The 15369-nt window shown below is 47.3% G+C and carries 14 protein-coding genes and 12 tRNA genes; 8 read left to right on the top strand and 18 right to left on the bottom strand.

Going from position 1 to position 15369, the window contains the following annotated elements:
- Positions 1-7: 7 nt before the first annotated feature.
- The 18 genes from HP570_RS27655 to dnaA all read right to left on the bottom strand — a co-directional run bounded on the left by HP570_RS27655 (position 8) and on the right by dnaA (position 7777).
- Positions 8-94: transfer RNA gene (locus HP570_RS27655), tRNA-Leu, on the bottom strand.
- A 32-nt stretch (positions 95-126) separates the two neighbouring features.
- Positions 127-202 (bottom strand) — tRNA-Lys (locus tag HP570_RS27650).
- Positions 203-210: 8 nt separating this feature from the next.
- Positions 211-285: transfer RNA gene (locus HP570_RS27645), tRNA-Gln, on the bottom strand.
- Positions 286-303: 18 nt separating this feature from the next.
- Positions 304-388 (bottom strand) — tRNA-Tyr (locus HP570_RS27640).
- A 47-nt stretch (positions 389-435) separates the two neighbouring features.
- A tRNA-Thr gene (locus HP570_RS27635) sits at positions 436-511 on the bottom strand.
- A 14-nt stretch (positions 512-525) separates the two neighbouring features.
- Positions 526-601, bottom strand: a tRNA-Phe gene (locus tag HP570_RS27630).
- Positions 602-636: 35 nt separating this feature from the next.
- A tRNA-Asp gene (locus HP570_RS27625) sits at positions 637-713 on the bottom strand.
- A 25-nt stretch (positions 714-738) separates the two neighbouring features.
- Positions 739-814 (bottom strand) — tRNA-Val (locus tag HP570_RS27620).
- Between the two features lie 33 nt (positions 815-847).
- Positions 848-921, bottom strand: a tRNA-Glu gene (locus tag HP570_RS27615).
- A gap of 7 nt (positions 922-928) precedes the next feature.
- Positions 929-1004, bottom strand: a tRNA-Asn gene (locus HP570_RS27610).
- A 17-nt stretch (positions 1005-1021) separates the two neighbouring features.
- Positions 1022-1097 (bottom strand) — tRNA-Ala (locus HP570_RS27605).
- Positions 1098-1141: 44 nt separating this feature from the next.
- Positions 1142-1218, bottom strand: a tRNA-Ile gene (locus HP570_RS27600).
- 219 nt (positions 1219-1437) lie between these two features.
- Complete coding sequence (gene gyrB, locus HP570_RS27595) at positions 1438-3363, bottom strand: DNA topoisomerase (ATP-hydrolyzing) subunit B (protein ID WP_012683788.1); 1926 nt, start codon at positions 3361-3363, stop codon at positions 1438-1440.
- On the bottom strand, positions 3363-3650 hold the full coding sequence (remB, locus tag HP570_RS27590; RefSeq protein WP_007720118.1) for an extracellular matrix regulator RemB: 288 nt from the start codon (positions 3648-3650) through the stop codon (positions 3363-3365). The genes gyrB and remB overlap by 1 nt, the downstream gene beginning before the upstream one ends.
- A gap of 11 nt (positions 3651-3661) precedes the next feature.
- Entirely contained in the window at positions 3662-4780 is a 1119-nt protein-coding gene (gene recF, locus HP570_RS27585) for a DNA replication/repair protein RecF (protein ID WP_012683787.1), read from the bottom strand.
- A gap of 16 nt (positions 4781-4796) precedes the next feature.
- Positions 4797-5012 (bottom strand): S4 domain-containing protein YaaA, encoded by a 216-nt coding sequence (gene yaaA / locus HP570_RS27580; protein ID WP_012683786.1) that lies wholly within the window; start codon positions 5010-5012, stop codon positions 4797-4799.
- A gap of 32 nt (positions 5013-5044) precedes the next feature.
- On the bottom strand, positions 5045-6184 hold the full coding sequence (gene dnaN / locus HP570_RS27575; RefSeq protein ID WP_012683785.1) for a DNA polymerase III subunit beta: 1140 nt from the start codon (positions 6182-6184) through the stop codon (positions 5045-5047).
- A 207-nt stretch (positions 6185-6391) separates the two neighbouring features.
- Positions 6392-7777 carry a chromosomal replication initiator protein DnaA gene (gene dnaA, locus HP570_RS27570; RefSeq protein ID WP_173627776.1) on the bottom strand — a complete coding sequence of 462 codons (1386 nt, stop codon included), beginning with the start codon at positions 7775-7777 and terminating at the stop codon, positions 6392-6394.
- Between the two features lie 559 nt (positions 7778-8336).
- Between dnaA and rpmH the strand changes: the two genes are divergently transcribed.
- The 8 genes from rpmH to mnmG all read left to right on the top strand — a co-directional run bounded on the left by rpmH (position 8337) and on the right by mnmG (position 15361).
- Complete coding sequence (gene rpmH / locus HP570_RS27565) at positions 8337-8471, top strand: 50S ribosomal protein L34 (RefSeq protein ID WP_007720125.1); 135 nt, start codon at positions 8337-8339, stop codon at positions 8469-8471.
- Between the two features lie 161 nt (positions 8472-8632).
- The gene (locus HP570_RS27560) at positions 8633-9598 is read left to right on the top strand and encodes a nucleotidyltransferase family protein (protein WP_173627775.1); all 966 of its coding nucleotides are present in this window, start codon (positions 8633-8635) and stop codon (positions 9596-9598) included.
- A 140-nt stretch (positions 9599-9738) separates the two neighbouring features.
- A complete protein-coding gene (rnpA, locus tag HP570_RS27555; protein WP_064202750.1) occupies positions 9739-10131 on the top strand; it encodes a ribonuclease P protein component in 393 nt (130 codons plus the stop codon).
- 4 nt (positions 10132-10135) lie between these two features.
- Positions 10136-10360, top strand: coding sequence for a membrane protein insertion efficiency factor YidD (gene yidD / locus HP570_RS27550; RefSeq protein ID WP_205669431.1), 225 nt, complete (start codon positions 10136-10138; stop codon positions 10358-10360).
- 39 nt (positions 10361-10399) lie between these two features.
- Positions 10400-11158: a membrane protein insertase YidC gene (yidC, locus tag HP570_RS27545; RefSeq protein WP_173627774.1), complete on the top strand. Its 759-nt coding sequence runs from the start codon at positions 10400-10402 to the stop codon at positions 11156-11158.
- Complete coding sequence (gene jag, locus HP570_RS27540) at positions 11155-11784, top strand: RNA-binding cell elongation regulator Jag/EloR (RefSeq protein ID WP_015894101.1); 630 nt, start codon at positions 11155-11157, stop codon at positions 11782-11784. Before yidC ends, jag begins: the two co-directional genes overlap by 4 nt.
- A gap of 286 nt (positions 11785-12070) precedes the next feature.
- The gene (gene mnmE, locus HP570_RS27535; protein ID WP_015894099.1) at positions 12071-13447 is read left to right on the top strand and encodes a tRNA uridine-5-carboxymethylaminomethyl(34) synthesis GTPase MnmE; all 1377 of its coding nucleotides are present in this window, start codon (positions 12071-12073) and stop codon (positions 13445-13447) included.
- Between the two features lie 15 nt (positions 13448-13462).
- Positions 13463-15361, top strand: coding sequence for a tRNA uridine-5-carboxymethylaminomethyl(34) synthesis enzyme MnmG (gene mnmG, locus HP570_RS27530; protein ID WP_015894098.1), 1899 nt, complete (start codon positions 13463-13465; stop codon positions 15359-15361).
- Positions 15362-15369 lie beyond the last annotated feature (8 nt).

The raw sequence follows: 15369 nt of genomic DNA, 5'->3' as shown, positions 1-15369 counted from the left end.
TATTTGTTGGTGCGGTCGAGAGGACTTGAACCTCCACGGTGTTGCCACCACTAGAACCTGAATCTAGCGCGTCTGCCAATTCCGCCACGACCGCATATGACATTCAATCTCTCGCTTTTTAAAAACTGGTGAGCCATGAAGGACTCGAACCTTCGACCCTCTGATTAAAAGTCAGATGCTCTACCAACTGAGCTAATGGCTCTCGAAAAATGGCTGGGGTACTAGGATTTGAACCTAGGAATGACGGAGTCAAAGTCCGTTGCCTTACCGCTTGGCTATACCCCAATAGCCATGAAGTAAAGATGGTGGGGAGAGACGGATTCGAACCGCCGAACCCGGAGGGAGCAGATTTACAGTCTGCCGTGTTTAGCCACTTCACTATCTCCCCAAGCTTGTCCTTCAAAAGCAAAGCTTATTCAACTTTCAAAGAAAAAGTGGTGCCGGCAATAGGACTTGAACCCACAACCCCCTGATTACAAGTCAGGTGCTCTACCAATTGAGCTATACCGGCGTGTTTTGTATAAATGGTGGCTCGGGACGGAATCGAACCGCCGACACGAGGATTTTCAGTCCTCTGCTCTACCGACTGAGCTACCGAGCCTCAAGCGTAATTGTTTCGCCATCGCTTGAGAAAAATGGCGGAGCTGACGGGACTCGAACCCGCGACCTCCGGTGTGACAGACCGGCGTGAACTCCAACTTCACCACAGCTCCATGTAAAACATTCAGTTGTTAAAAGTGGTGGAGGCTGACGGGATCGAACCGCCGACCCTCTGCTTGTAAGGCAGATGCTCTCCCAGCTGAGCTAAGCCTCCAGGACCCCTGCGATTGCAGGGTAATTTGCTAGGTGACCCGTAGGGGATTCGAACCCCTGTATGACAGCGTGAAAGGCTGCTGTGTTAAACCGCTTCACCAACGGGCCATTTGAATGGCTCCTCGGGACGGACTCGAACCGCCGACCGATCGGTTAACAGCCGATTGCTCTACCAACTGAGCTACCGAGGAATAATGATGTTTTAGAATGGTGGAGCTGAACGGGATCGAACCGATGACCTCCTGCTTGCAAGGCAGGCGCTCTCCCAACTGAGCTACAGCCCCATCCTAACGCTTTCGTGACACGCTTGTCATGTCAGCTATGTAAGTGGTGGGCCTAGGCTGACTCGAACAGCCGACCTCACGCTTATCAGGCGTGCGCTCTAACCAACTGAGCTATAGGCCCGTAATTACTTCCGGGACTTTAATCTATCACACTTTCAAGTTCATTGCAATAGAAAATTTGATTTTTTTTATTGTGTGGGTGAACTTTTTTGTGAAAGACGAGGTTAACAAAAGCAAAATCTATTATAAGTCATGTTCATCGTATATTTCAAATGTATTTTTATATTTTCATTAAGAAAAAGCTTGCCCGGTAAAGGACAAGCTTTTCTTCGTTCCCAATTTAAATATCTAGATCGCGTACATTTGCCGCGTATTGCTCAATAAACTCCCTGCGAGGCTCTACTTCGTCACCCATCAGCGTCTCAAACACCATATCGGCATCCATAGCATCCTCAAGATCTACCTGAAGCAACGTACGGACTTCTGGGTCCATTGTAGTCTCCCACAATTGATCCGCGTTCATCTCGCCAAGTCCTTTATAGCGTTGGACGTTCGGCTTCGGTTGAGCCTTCAAGGTAGCGAGAACCTCATCACGCTGCTTGTCGTTATAAGCATAATGCAACGTCTTCCCTTGCTTAATGCTGTAGAGAGGCGGCTGAGCAATATAAATATACCCCGCTTCAATCAACTGTTTCATGTAACGGAAGAAGAACGTCAGCAGAAGCGTACGAATATGCGATCCGTCGACGTCGGCGTCCGTCATAATAACGACTTTGTGGTAGCGTGCCTTTGTAATATCAAAGTCTTCGCCAACACCCGTTCCCAAAGCCGTAATAATGGCACGGATCTCGTTGTTGCCGAGAATTTTGTCCAGACGCGCTTTTTCTACGTTCAATACCTTACCACGAAGAGGAAGAATAGCTTGGAAATGACGATCGCGTCCCATCTTTGCAGAACCGCCCGCAGAGTCACCCTCTACAATGAACAGTTCAGATTCGGATGCGTCCTTGGAAGAGCAGTCCGCCAGTTTACCCGGCAAAGCACTTACTTCCAGCGCACTCTTGCGACGAGTCATTTCACGCGCTTTACGAGCTGCCTCACGGGCACGAGATGCCATGAGCGCTTTTTCCACAACTTTTTTGGCTACACCCGGATTTTCTTCCATGAAGGTGTTAAAACGGTCACCGAAGACAGACTCGGTAATGCTACGCGCTTCCGAGTTGCCCAGCTTCGTTTTTGTTTGTCCTTCGAACTGAGGCTCTTGAATTTTTACGGAGATAATCGCGGTAATGCCTTCACGCACATCGTCCCCGGAAAGATTCGGATCCTTTTCCTTCAGGAAGTTAAACTTGCGGCTATAGTCGTTGATAACACGCGTAAGAGCCGTTTTAAATCCGGTTTCGTGAGTCCCACCCTCATGCGTGTTGATGTTATTGGCAAAAGAGTAGATGTTGCTCACATAGGTGTCGTTGTACTGAAGGGCAACCTCCACGACAAGACCTTCTTTTTCCCCTTCGCAATAAATCACATCATCATGCAGGGCTTCCCGGTTTTTATTCAAGTATTCTACGAACTGGATGATACCGCCCTCGTAGTGGAAGGACTCTTCCTTCTCATGATCTGGACGCGTATCCTTTAGTGTGATGCGCAATCCTTTGTTAAGGAACGCCAGCTCGCGAATACGTTTTTGCAAAATCTCGTATTCAAATACCGTTGTTTCGGTAAAAATAGTCGGGTCGGGCTTGAAGGTAACCTTTGTTCCCGTCTCTTCAGTCTCGCCCACAACAGCAAGATCGGCATCCGGGGCGCCTACTTTAAAGCGCATGTAGTATACCTGGTTATTTTGTTTAACCTCGACTTCCATCCATTCGGATAGTGCGTTCACTACCGAGCTACCTACCCCGTGAAGACCGCCGGACACTTTGTATCCGCCACCGCCGAATTTACCACCCGCGTGCAATACAGTCAAAACGGTTTCAACAGTGGACTTCCCGGTCTTTTCATGAATGCCAGTCGGGATTCCTCGACCGTTATCGGTTACAGATACGGAGTTGTCTGGATGAATGACCACCAAGATCTCGTCGCAATAACCGGCAAGCGCCTCGTCAATGGCATTGTCGACAATCTCCCATACCAGGTGATGCAAACCTCGGCTGCTGGTCGACCCGATGTACATGCCGGGACGTTTCCGAACTGCCTCTAACCCTTCCAGTACCTGAATCTGACTCGCATCGTAGTTTGTATCTTTCGTCGTCACTTGATCCACTACTCTGTCAACTCCTCCACTTCAGCTTGTACAAAGGGAAACTGATCCAAGCTGTCCACGAACTGAGCGCGTCGCTTCAGCGTCAGAGAAGAAATAGGTGAACAGTAAATGGCATTCTGGGTGATTACATAAGACTTCGTTTCTTCCTCGCTATGGTCAACAACTGTCTTACTTTTTTCGAGTAAGAACGCTTTATTGATTTTTGAGGATTTCACAGTCTGATGATCGAGGATGGAAATAACTTCCTTCGTGCTCACCACAGTATCTCCACCAATGTGAATAAACATCCCTGTACCCCCTACCTTTCTCCGGAGATTTTCCCTTCCCTCACGTAAAAACGAGAGGCTTGCTGGAGAACCTGATGCTTTAAGCCTTCCACACCTGTGGTACTTACAAACGTCTGTACTCGATCCTGAATGGTTTCGAGCAGCAATGTTTGCCGATGTTCATCCAACTCTGACAAGACATCATCCAACAACAGAACGGGGTATTCTCCCACTTCTTCTTTAATCAGCTCAATTTCGGCCAATTTAATGGACAGCGCACTGGTGCGTTGCTGTCCCTGGGAACCATACGTTTGCACATCCATGTTGTTCACTTTAAGTGAAAAATCATCACGGTGTGGCCCAATAAGGGTGCTCCCCCGCATGATTTCCCGGTCGCGAACCTCTTCGTAGGCAGCAAGCATTTTATCTACAGCCTGATCTATCGTCATCTCTTCTGTAACGGGCGATGAGTTAACGTAATGCAAAGAAAGTCTTTCCCTGCCATCGGTGATGCCAGTGTGGATTTCCTGTGCCCACGTCTCCAGCTTCCGAATGAACTCAAAACGCTTTCGTAACAATTTTACCGCTAAATCGGCTAATTGGGTATTCCAAATTGCCAGCATTTCCAGCGAGTTACTTTTTTTCATGGCCAAATCCTTTAAAAGCTGATTTCGCTGGGCCAGCACTTTGTTGTAATTGCTCAAATAATAAAGATACGTAGGTGAAACCTGACCGATTTCCATATCGATGAAGCGTCTGCGCTGGGCAGGTGCGCCTTTGACAATGGAAAGATCCTCGGGTGCAAACATGACGACATTCAATGCCCCCACATAGGCGCTCAGCTTCTGCTGTTCCATTCCGTTGATTTTGGCCCGCTTTCCCTTGGTTGTCAACTGCAGCTCTAAACGAACAGAACCGTAGCGACGAAGAACATCGCTACGGATCGTGGCATAATCGGCATCCCAGGAAATGAGCTCCTTGTCACGAGGCGTTCGGTGGGATTTGGCGAGTGCCAAAACATAGATCGATTCGAGAGCATTCGTTTTCCCTTGAGCGTTGTTGCCAATAAATAACTGAATGGGGCCGTCAAACGACAGGGACATCGTTTCGTAGTTGCGATAGTTGGTTAGCGACAGGTTCTTGAGAAACAAGAATCACGCTCTCCTCTCAGGGGCGTACCACTTGATAGCGACCATAGCCTTCAATCGCCACTTCATCGCCAGGATATAGCTTGCGTCCACGTCTGTTGTCCAGCTCTCCATTAATTTGGATCGGAACCTCAGCCAAAAAAGCTTTGGCCATTCCCCCCGTGTCAATGATTTCAGCCAGCTTCAAAAATTGGCCGAGAGCAATATAGTCTGTGCTAATGGAAACCTCACGCATGGCTTGGCTCCTTTCTTTTACGTAAAAACATTTTAGTACGTACGAACCGGCAAAATCAGATGGAGCATCCAGTCATGATCGGTCGGACGAATCACAAACGGACTCATCGGGCCGCTGAAGCTCGCTTTGATTTCTGCGCTATCGATTGCACGCAGCGCATCAATCATGTATTTTGCGTTGAAGGAAATTTTCAATTCTTCGCCATTCATTGCTTTTGGCATCAAAATGTCGGTTACTTTCCCGATCTCAGGTGCATTGGACGTAATTTCGACGGTTCCATCAGGCATCGTAACGAGCTTGACTACGTTCGATTTGCCTTCGCGGCTCAGCAAGGAAGCGCGCTCGATGGATTGCAAAAACTCCTTGGTGCTCACAGTGATCTCCGTTTTGCTGCCTTGTGGAATAATTCTGGTCGTGTCCGGATAGGTTCCTTCTAAGAGACGGGAATAGAACAGGATATGCTTGGACTTCACAAGAATTTGGTTGTCCGCAACAACGATATCCGCGAGATTTTGGTCGTCATCTAATATTTTTACCAATTCATTGCAGCTTTTACCCGGAACTACCACGTTGTGGAAAGAAAGATCTTCTGGGCATTCAACCATTGCGGTACGGCTAGCTAAGCGATGGCTGTCAGTTGCCACAAAACGCAATTTGCCTTGATCAAGCGACCACATTAAACCGGTCAAGATCGGGCGCATTTCGGAAGTGGAAACACCAAAAACCGTCTGGCGAATCATTGCTTTCAGTAAATCACAGGGAACACTGAAGACTTTATCTTCTTCCAGATGCGGCAATTGTGGATACTCGTTGGCATCCATTCCGTTAATGGTGAACTCAGCTTGTCCGGAACGAATTTTGGTTGCGAGACGATCATCCACTTGAATATCGATTTCATTGCTTGGCAGCTTGCGCACGATTTCGCTGAAAATACGTGCAGTCAACACAATGCTACCAGGTTGATGTACGGTTACTCCCCATTCTCCGGCTTCTTCCATCGGGATCTGAACTTCAATAGACACATCAGAATCGCTTGCTGTTAGTGTCAAGCCTTCGTCATCCGTTTTGATTTTAATCCCGGTCAAAATTGGAATCGTAGTTCTGCTAGAAACTGCTTTGCTAACATGCGATACGGCGTTCGATAGCTTTTCACGCTGAACGGTAATATGCATCGACGTGAGCCTCCCTCTCCGGCGCCATTATTTTTGGTTGGAATCTGCATAATAGCTGCGCCTTTATCATAACTTATTAGGATAGATCTTTTTAACAGAAGTAGTAATAGGGCCTGTGGATTTGTGGATATGTGGGTTCATTACGTAAAAGAGAGCCTATACACATGTGGGTAAGTTGTGTATAGGCTTTTTGCGTTATGCACAGGTTCAATGGTTTGCTTTTAACTTTTCAATGAGCGACTGAATGGTTGTTTGCATATGAGGGTCATTTGCCAGCGCACGAGAGATTTTCTCATGGGCATGAATGACTGTCGTATGGTCACGACCACCAAATTCATCACCGATTTTCGGCAAAGAGGCATCCGTCAGCTCTCTGGAGAGATACATTGCAATCTGACGGGGGAAAGCGACGGTTTTTGTCCGTTTTTTCGCCTTGAAATCTTCAAGTTTCAGGCTGAACGCTTCTCCGACCGTTCGTTGGATGTCCATAATAGTAATCACGCGTGGGCGGGAGGAAGGGATAATGTCTTTCAGTGCTTCCGCTGCCAGCTGCGTGTCGATATCGCGATTAATCAAGGAGGAGTAGGCAACAACACGAATCAATGCGCCTTCCAACTCGCGGATGTTGCTGTCGATCTGGTTGGCGATGTACGCCATTACCTCATTAGGAATATCAAGATTTTCTGCTTTCGCCTTTTTGCGCAAAATCGCAATCCGTGTTTCGAGGTCTGGCGGCTGAATATCAGTAATCAGTCCCCATTCGAAGCGTGAGCGAAGGCGATCCTCCAGTGTCGGGATCTCCTTAGGAGGCCGATCGGAGGAGATGATGATTTGTTTGCTTTCTTCATGCAAGGCATTGAACGTATGGAAAAACTCTTCTTGTGTCGATTCTTTGCCTGCCAAAAACTGAATGTCATCAATTAAAAGAACGTCAACACTCCGGTATTTATTGCGGAATTCGACGGCTTTGTTGTCACGAATAGAGTTGATGAATTCATTGGTGAATTTCTCAGACGACAAATAGACCACTTTCGCCGATGGGTTGTGCTGAATGACATAATGGCCAATTGCATGCATTAAGTGGGTTTTGCCAAGTCCGACTCCTCCGTAAATGAAGAGGGGATTGTAAGCTTTTGCAGGAGCTTCAGCAACCGCAAGCGATGCGGCGTGAGCGAATCGATTCCCTGAGCCGATGACGAACGTGTCAAAGGTGTATTTGGGATTTAAGATGCTGGGTGGCTGGTCATCCGCGACTGTTGGCGGTTCACTCATTTTCACCCGTGGGACAGGTTGTTCGTCAGCAAAAGCCGCATCAGGATTTTGCAGCGCGACGAACTTTACTTTCATATTGATACCCGTCACTTCATATAGTGTATCGGTAATCAGTTGTGCGTACCTGGTTTCTAGCCAATCACGAGCAAAGTCGTTTGGTGCGACGACGATCAGTGCATCCTCTTCTAATGTAGTTGCCTTTGTCGCCTTCAGCCAGGTATCAAAACTGGGTTTGCTTAGCGATTTTTCTATCTTGGCGAGTACTTTGCGCCATAGTTCGCTAATCGCTGCATCCAACCAGAATCCCTCCCTCTGGGCCATCCGAAAAATTGATGAAGACCGATCCATCATGATCGAGAAAAAGTGCAAAAACCTACTATGTTGTGACCTAATTGTCAACACAGCCGTTTAGAGCGACTGTGGATAAAAAAAGTCGAAATATAGGGATTCCGCTCGTAGAAGTGAAAAAAAGCAGACTGTTATCCTCAATCCTGTGAGTAACGACATACACATAGGAAAGAATCTGTCCACAAACTTATCCACACCCTGTGGAAAAACCGATTCACGTATCGGAGTTATTCACGCTTCAAAACAAAAACATGATAACAGATATAAAGCGTGGTATCAATGGTTTTTTCATACTTATCCACAAACACAACTTCTGGTACTTGCCACATATTCACATCCCTATATTTTGTGTACAAGCTGTAGATAAACTTGTCGAAATCTGTTTTTGTGGATAAAATGATATCCACAGACCCGGGAAATAGTTTTATGGGGATATTTGCCTTGGTAATGAAATTCCACTGTTGCTTGACTTTTTAGGCATATGTTCTTATAATGCAAAGGAATGTCTTTGCAAGACGGAGGTGTATACGTAATGAAACCATCTTTCAATCCTAACAACCGCAAGCGCAAAAAGGATCATGGATTCCGTAAGCGCATGAGCACAAAAAATGGCCGTAAAATTTTGGCTGCTCGTCGTCAAAGAGGTAGAAAAGTTCTTTCCGCTTAGGCCACACTTTTAGTGGCCTTTTTGTTTGCCTATATATGTCTGAAAATTCTTTGTTGTCATGAAAAGAGGAAGGCTTTCTCCGATGTGGAAACCTTTTGGGGGATAATCATTACCTAGCTACCGAAAATCCTACTATTTATTGAAGAGATAGGAGGGGGCCGATGGAGGAGAGGAAGGACGTAACCGACTTTTTTGTATCGTTGGCGCGCGAGTTTCTTGATGAATGGCCTGTAGCCAACATGGTATGTGCCTATGCTGGTGGATCTGTCGGGAGGGGAGAAGCGGATACCTACAGCGACCTCGATTTACACATCTTTGTGGAGGGAGAAGATGATCCTTCCTGTGAAAATCGTCTGTTTAAAGGGCATATGATACAGTTGCAGGTTCAATCTGCTCCTACGGATGAAGTATATGAGAATCCGTGGGCATGGCGTTACCTAAAGGAAGCAAAGATTATTCTGGACCCAGAGGATCGTTTCATTTCCTGGATGAATGACATATGCGCGTATATGGATTCCCCGGCTGGGAAAGCGAAAATGTTCGCACAGGCAAAAGCAGAGGTAGAATCGTTCCACGAAGAGGCGCAGGCTGCCTTAATGGAAGGCTTTCCTTACTCCGCTTATTTGGCTTCATGGGCAGGATGGATCGGTGCGCTACAAATGAGTGCCTTTTTCCATGGGCATTCATTGAGTGATGCTCAGTTGTATCAGCTGTTACAGAAAGAAGGACGTTCGGACGGAATGGATGGCTTTTTTCTGGAGACATACCGGAGTAATCAGGATGTACAGGATGCACTTATGCTATTGGCCGACTACCGGACTTATCTACGGTCAATAAATAAGGGGATCGAGTTTGCGTTGGCGGCTGAAAATGATTGGTTAGTAAAGAGGAAGGTACAAAGATTGCAGGAGAGAAATCAGCTTGATATGGCCGGGTTTTTAATATTTTCAGAAGCGATCTGGTTATATCATAGTGTGGGTCTTGATGAATGGCTGGAGAATCATTGGGCGGATCTGCCTGCCAAGCTTTCCTTGTCTCTTCAAAAATTGGGATTTTTCCAAGCAGATGGACAATTGCTCGCTCACTTGTGCCATGCCAGTGCAGAAATCATCGCGGAAATTGGCTGATCGTCTATATTTTTTCCGCTGAATTTTAGATTTTGTTCTAAACCGAGTATACTTAGGGAAAAAAGTGAACGAAACAAGGATATACTGGTAGATGCTGTTTACGTTTTCTACTATAATTGTGATGTTAGGGGTTGTTTACCTTGCATCGTTCACACCGGCTCAAAAAAAATGAGCAATTCCAAGCTGTGTTTCAACGAGGAAGTTCTGCGGCTAATAAGCAGTTTGTCTTGTATTCAGCAAAGCAAGAGGGACAAGCGGCTTTCCGCGCTGGGATTTCCGTCAGTAAAAAAATTGGCAATGCTGTTGTCCGCAATAGAGTCAAGCGGCTTATACGCGAAGCAGTAGCTCGAATGGAGTCTGATATCCCAGTCGGTCTCGATCTCGTCATCATCGCCCGTCCGGGTGTGGAAGCGATGACGCTTGAAGCCATTGAGCAATCTCTGTTACATGTGATGAAGCGAGCCAAAGTGATCAAACAGGCACCCGTACATAATGGAAAAAGAGATGGAAAAAGAGATGGAAAAAGAGGGTGAAACGATGATGGTGAAGATCATGGTTTGGTTGATTCGGGGATACCAACTGATGATTTCTCCGTATAAACCACCTTCATGCAGATTCGCGCCCACCTGTTCCCATTACGCAATCGAGTCGATTCGTCGATTTGGAGCGTGGAGGGGAGGCTGGTTGGCCCTTCGTCGCATCTTGAAATGCCATCCGTTCCACCCGGGCGGGTATGATCCAGTCCCGGATCAGCACAAATAAGATTACCTCATATTGAAGCGGGGAAAAGGAGGATCACCCTTGAGTAGACGTACACTCAGCATTCTTATGCTGACTATGCTGGTTCTAGTTTTGTCGGGCTGTAACCCCCAAGCAGCAGCACCAATTGGCCCTGACGCAACCGGCATTTGGGACAAGTATTTTGTCTATCCACTGTCCTGGCTAATTAAAGAGAGCGCATTGATACTCGGAAACAACTACGGTCTGGGTATCCTAGTTGCAACGATCATCATTCGAATCATTGTGCTTCCATTGATGATCAAACAAATCAAGAGCTCCAAGAAAATGCAAGAGATTCAACCGGAGATGCAAAAGATCCGTGAAAAGTACAAAAATGATCCACAAAAAGCGCAAGCGGAAACAATGGCTATGTTCCAGAAGAGCGGTGTCAATCCGTTGGCTGGATGCTTGCCAATGTTGGTACAAATGCCGATTTTGATCGCGTTCTACCATGCGATCATTCGTACGTCCGAGATTAACTCGCAAACGTTCATGTGGCTGACGCTGGGACAAAAGGACCCGTACTACATCTTGCCAATCATTGCTGCGATTACGACCTACTTGCAGTCCAAGATGATGGGTCAAGCAAATCAGGGAAATCCACAAATGCAAATGATGATCATCATGATGCCGCTGATGATTTTGGCGATTGCTGTCACATTGCCATCAGCGCTGTCTCTGTACTGGGTATACGGTAACCTGTTTACCATTGTACAAACCTACTTCCTGTATCGTGATAAAGGGAAAATGCCTACTCCTAAAGGGGGAGCCTCCAAGTGAAAAAGGTGGTAGCTACGGCAAAAACGATCGACGATGCTGTGCAAAAAGCTTTACTGGAATTGGGAGTGCCGCGTGAGCGGGCAACGATCCAAGTTCTAGAGGAACCAAGCAGAGGATTGTTTGGACTGATTGGGGCAAAGGACGCTAAAGTGCAAGTAGAATTTCACTTTGATCCGGTTGCACAGGGACGTGACTTTCTTCAAGACGTTTTGTCGAACATGAAGGTGAATGCCAAAGTGGAGACGCGTACAAATGAAGAGGGCATGCTGTTTGACATCCAGGGAACCAATCTGGGAATCATTATTGGCCGCAGGGGACAAACTCTTGATTCATTACAGTATCTCGTAAACGTCGTAGCGAACCGTCATGCGGACAAACATGTACGTATCACTCTGGATGCCGAAAATTACAGGCTTCGTCGCAAGGAAACATTGGAGCAGCTCGCAGATCGTGTGTCGAAAAAAGCGTTATCGACCAAACGGGATGTACGTCTGGAACCAATGTCTGCTGCTGAACGGAAAGTAATCCACGCGTTCTTGCAAAAGAGAGCGGATGTGGTTACCTTCAGTGAAGGAGACGAGCCAAATCGTTATATCGTGATTGCACCGAAAGAAGCCTCTCGCTAGGCTTCTTTTTTTTGCCTAATTCAAATGAGCAAGCGACGACATTTTGAACAATCTCGTCAAAAAGTTGTCCACTGTGGATAATTGACCAAATGGTTGAGGATTTGCGAAAATGATTATACTGTGGATAACCAAAATGGACAGCAACCTTGGAGCTAGGGTTGCTTTTTCCTATTGCGTGTTTAGTAGATGGATTGGCTGCACTTTCTTTTGGAATTTTTCTAGACGATCTGTTATGCTAGTAAGTTAGTGGCTGACTTGTAAGAGTGGAAAGCTTGAGGTGAACAGCATGAAATTCGATACAATAGCGGCGGTCGCAACACCGATGGGTGAAGGCGGTATTGCCGTGATCCGGGTAAGCGGTACGGAAGCGATCGAAGTTGTGGATAAGATATATAAAGGAAAGCAGCGGTTGTCCACTGTGGACAGCCATACGATCCATTATGGGCACTTGTATGAGCCAAACACAGGTGAACGAGTGGAAGAGGTACTGGTTTCCGTAATGAAGGCTCCCCGTACATTTACGAGGGAGGATGTAGTGGAGGTCAACTGTCACGGAGGAATTGTTTCCGTTGAAAAGGTTCTGGAGTTAATCTTGGATAATGGAGCAAGATTGGCGGAGCCGGGGGAGTTCACGAAGCGCGCGTTCTTAAACGGACGTGTCGATTTGTCTCAGGCTGAGGCCGTCATTGATTTGATTCGGGCCAAAACAGACAGAGCGATGAAGGTCGCATTGAATCAAGTAGAAGGGAAGCTGTCCAGGCTCATTCGGCAGCTGCGCCAAAACTTGATTGAAGCGATGGCCCATATAGAAGTAACACTGGACTATCCAGAGCATGACGTTGAGGAGTTTACACAAAATTTCTTGCGAGGAAAGTGCCTGGAGGTTAAAGGGGAAATCCAACGATTGTTGCAGACCGCACAGCAAGGAAAAATTTTGCGTGAAGGCTTGTCGACCGCGATTATTGGACGTCCGAATGTAGGGAAATCCTCTCTATTAAATAGTCTGGTTCAAGAGGAAAAGGCGATTGTAACTGACGTTGCGGGAACGACACGCGATGTCATCGAAGAGTATGTCAATGTGCGAGGGGTTCCTTTGCGACTTATCGATACCGCAGGAATTCGCGATACAGAGGACATCGTGGAGAAAATCGGGGTAGAGAAGTCCAGACAGCTGCTGCAAAAGGCTGACCTCGTGTTGCTCGTGATCAACTACAACGAGCCTCTCTCCGCTGATGATTACGCGATTTTTGAAGCAGCAAAAGGGTTCCATGTGATTGTGATTGTCAATAAATTCGACCTGCCGCAAAAAGTGGATTTGGAAGAGATCAAGCGTCATTTCCCTCAGCAGCCGTTAATTATGACGTCCGCGCGTGAGGAGACGGGGATCGATCTTCTGGAGCAGGCTATTGGGGAGATTTTCTTCAGTGGCCGTGTGCAGCAGGATGACTTGACCTACGTGAGTAACGCCAGACATATTCAACTGCTTCGTCAGGCAGAACGAGCCATGGATGAAGCGCTGGGTGGAATCGATGAGTTGATGCCAGTAGACATGATTCAGATCGACATTAAAAAGTCGTGGGAGCTACTTGGTGAAGTCATCGGTGAAAGCGTCGGCGAAGATTTGATTGACCAGATTTTCTCCCAGTTCTGTCTGGGTAAGTGATTAGGAGGGCAAAAAATGAACGTTGTACCTGCATATGAAGCGGGCTCTTTTGACGTCATTGTCATTGGTGCGGGTCATGCCGGTGCGGAAGCGGCATTGGCGGCTGCACGTATGGGCTGTAGTACATTGCTGTTGACGATCAACCTGGATGCTGTGGCGTACATGCCATGTAATCCTTCCGTAGGTGGTCCTGCAAAAGGCCACGTTGTACGCGAATTGGACGCGCTTGGTGGAGAGATGGGACGCAATACCGACAAAACCCATATCCAAATGCGTATGCTGAATACAGGGAAAGGACCTGCTGTGCATGCCTTGCGGGCGCAAGCAGACAAATTTGCGTATCAGCATGAAATGAAGAAAACGATTGAAAATACTCCGAATTTGATCCTGCGTCAAGCGATGGTGGAAGAGCTGATCGTGAACGATGGAGTTTGTGAAGGGGTTATCACGCAAACTGGGGCGCGATACATGGCCAAATCCGTTGTATTGACGACCGGAACCTATTTGCGCGGAAAGATCATCCTCGGGGATCTTCAATACGAAAGTGGACCGAACAACATGCGTCCGTCTATTCGTCTGGCACATCATTTGAAGGAACTCGGTTTTGAAATGACTCGTTTCAAGACGGGGACGCCACCGCGTGTTCACAGCAGCAGTGTGGATTTCTCCAAAATGGAGATTCAGCCTGGTGATCCGGTTCCACGTGCTTTTTCTTATGAAACAACGGAATTTATCATGGACCAGCTCCCTTGCTGGCTGACCTATACAAATGAAGAAACGCATGGACTCATCAATAGTAATCTGCATCGTGCCCCTATGTATTCGGGAATGATCGAAGGAACGGGCCCGCGTTATTGCCCTTCAATTGAAGATAAAGTAGTCCGTTTTAACGATAAGCCGCGTCACCAAATTTTCTTGGAGCCAGAAGGGCGCAATACCGAAGAAATGTATGTACAAGGCTTGTCGACCAGCTTGCCGGAAGATGTTCAGCTTTCCATGCTGCGTTCCATGGCTGGAATGGAAGAAGTCAAAATGATGCGCCCTGGCTATGCGATTGAGTATGATTCGATCGTGCCGACGCAGCTCTGGCCTTCTTTGGAAACCAAAACCTTGCCTGGCTTGTTCACAGCAGGACAAATCAATGGTACCTCTGGCTATGAAGAAGCAGCGGGTCAAGGTCTCATGGCAGGGATTAACGCAGCACGCCGCGTTCAAGGGAAACCGCCCGTTATTTTGGGACGGGATGAGGCGTACATCGGTGTCTTGATAGACGATCTGGTTACGAAGGGAACGCATGAGCCCTATCGTTTGCTTACTTCTCGCGCAGAATATCGCTTGCTGCTGCGTCATGACAATGCGGACTTGCGCCTAACCGATATCGGCCATGAAATTGGTCTGATTAGCGAGGAGCGCTACCATCGATTTAACCAAAAACGCGAGCTGATCGAGCAAGAAAAAGAACGTGTGGCCAACACGCGCGTACGTCCTGAAATGGCACATGTTCAAGAGGTTTTGCGCAACGCAGGCTCTCCTGAGCTGACAGATGTCATCGAGCTGGCTCAATTGCTACGTCGTCCGGAAATCAACTACAGCCACATTGCTCAAATGGTCCCGGCACCGGAAGCACTTCCAGAGGATGTGACCGAACAAGTTGAAATCCAGATTAAATACGATGGCTACATCAAAAAGTCATTGCAACAGGTTGAACGGATGAAAAAAATGGAGGAGCGCCGCATCCCAACGGATATTGATTACCACCAAATCTCCGGTTTGTCCAAGGAATCCCGCGACAATATGACCAAAATCCGTCCGTTGAACATCGGGCAGGCGGCTCGTATCGCAGGGGTTACTCCAGCAGACATTTCCGTGTTGATGGTATATTTGGAGTACAAACGCGTGGGAGTAGCCGAGTAAGGAGAAAA

The sequence above is a fragment of the Brevibacillus sp. RS1.1 genome (assembly GCF_013284365.1).
Lineage (GTDB): Bacteria > Bacillota > Bacilli > Brevibacillales > Brevibacillaceae > Brevibacillus > Brevibacillus brevis_D.
The sequence above is the reverse complement of the archived record's forward strand: the minus strand, read 5'-3'. Positions and strand labels throughout refer to the sequence as shown.

What these genes read in the sequence shown, in the direction of transcription:
- HP570_RS27560 (WP_173627775.1), top strand. Translation starts at nt 8,633, where the DNA reads ATGGAGGAGAGGAAGGACGTAACCGACTTTTTTGTATCGTTGGCGCGC.
- mnmG (WP_015894098.1), top strand. Translation starts at nt 13,463, where the DNA reads ATGAACGTTGTACCTGCATATGAAGCGGGCTCTTTTGACGTCATTGTC.
- mnmE (WP_015894099.1), top strand. Translation starts at nt 12,071, where the DNA reads ATGAAATTCGATACAATAGCGGCGGTCGCAACACCGATGGGTGAAGGC.
- dnaA (WP_173627776.1), bottom strand. Translation starts at nt 7,777, where the DNA reads ATGGCCCAGAGGGAGGGATTCTGGTTGGATGCAGCGATTAGCGAACTA.
- rpmH (WP_007720125.1), top strand. Translation starts at nt 8,337, where the DNA reads ATGAAACCATCTTTCAATCCTAACAACCGCAAGCGCAAAAAGGATCAT.
- dnaN (WP_012683785.1), bottom strand. Translation starts at nt 6,184, where the DNA reads ATGCATATTACCGTTCAGCGTGAAAAGCTATCGAACGCCGTATCGCAT.
- remB (WP_007720118.1), bottom strand. Translation starts at nt 3,650, where the DNA reads ATGTTTATTCACATTGGTGGAGATACTGTGGTGAGCACGAAGGAAGTT.
- yaaA (WP_012683786.1), bottom strand. Translation starts at nt 5,012, where the DNA reads ATGCGTGAGGTTTCCATTAGCACAGACTATATTGCTCTCGGCCAATTT.
- yidD (WP_205669431.1), top strand. Translation starts at nt 10,136, where the DNA reads ATGATGGTGAAGATCATGGTTTGGTTGATTCGGGGATACCAACTGATG.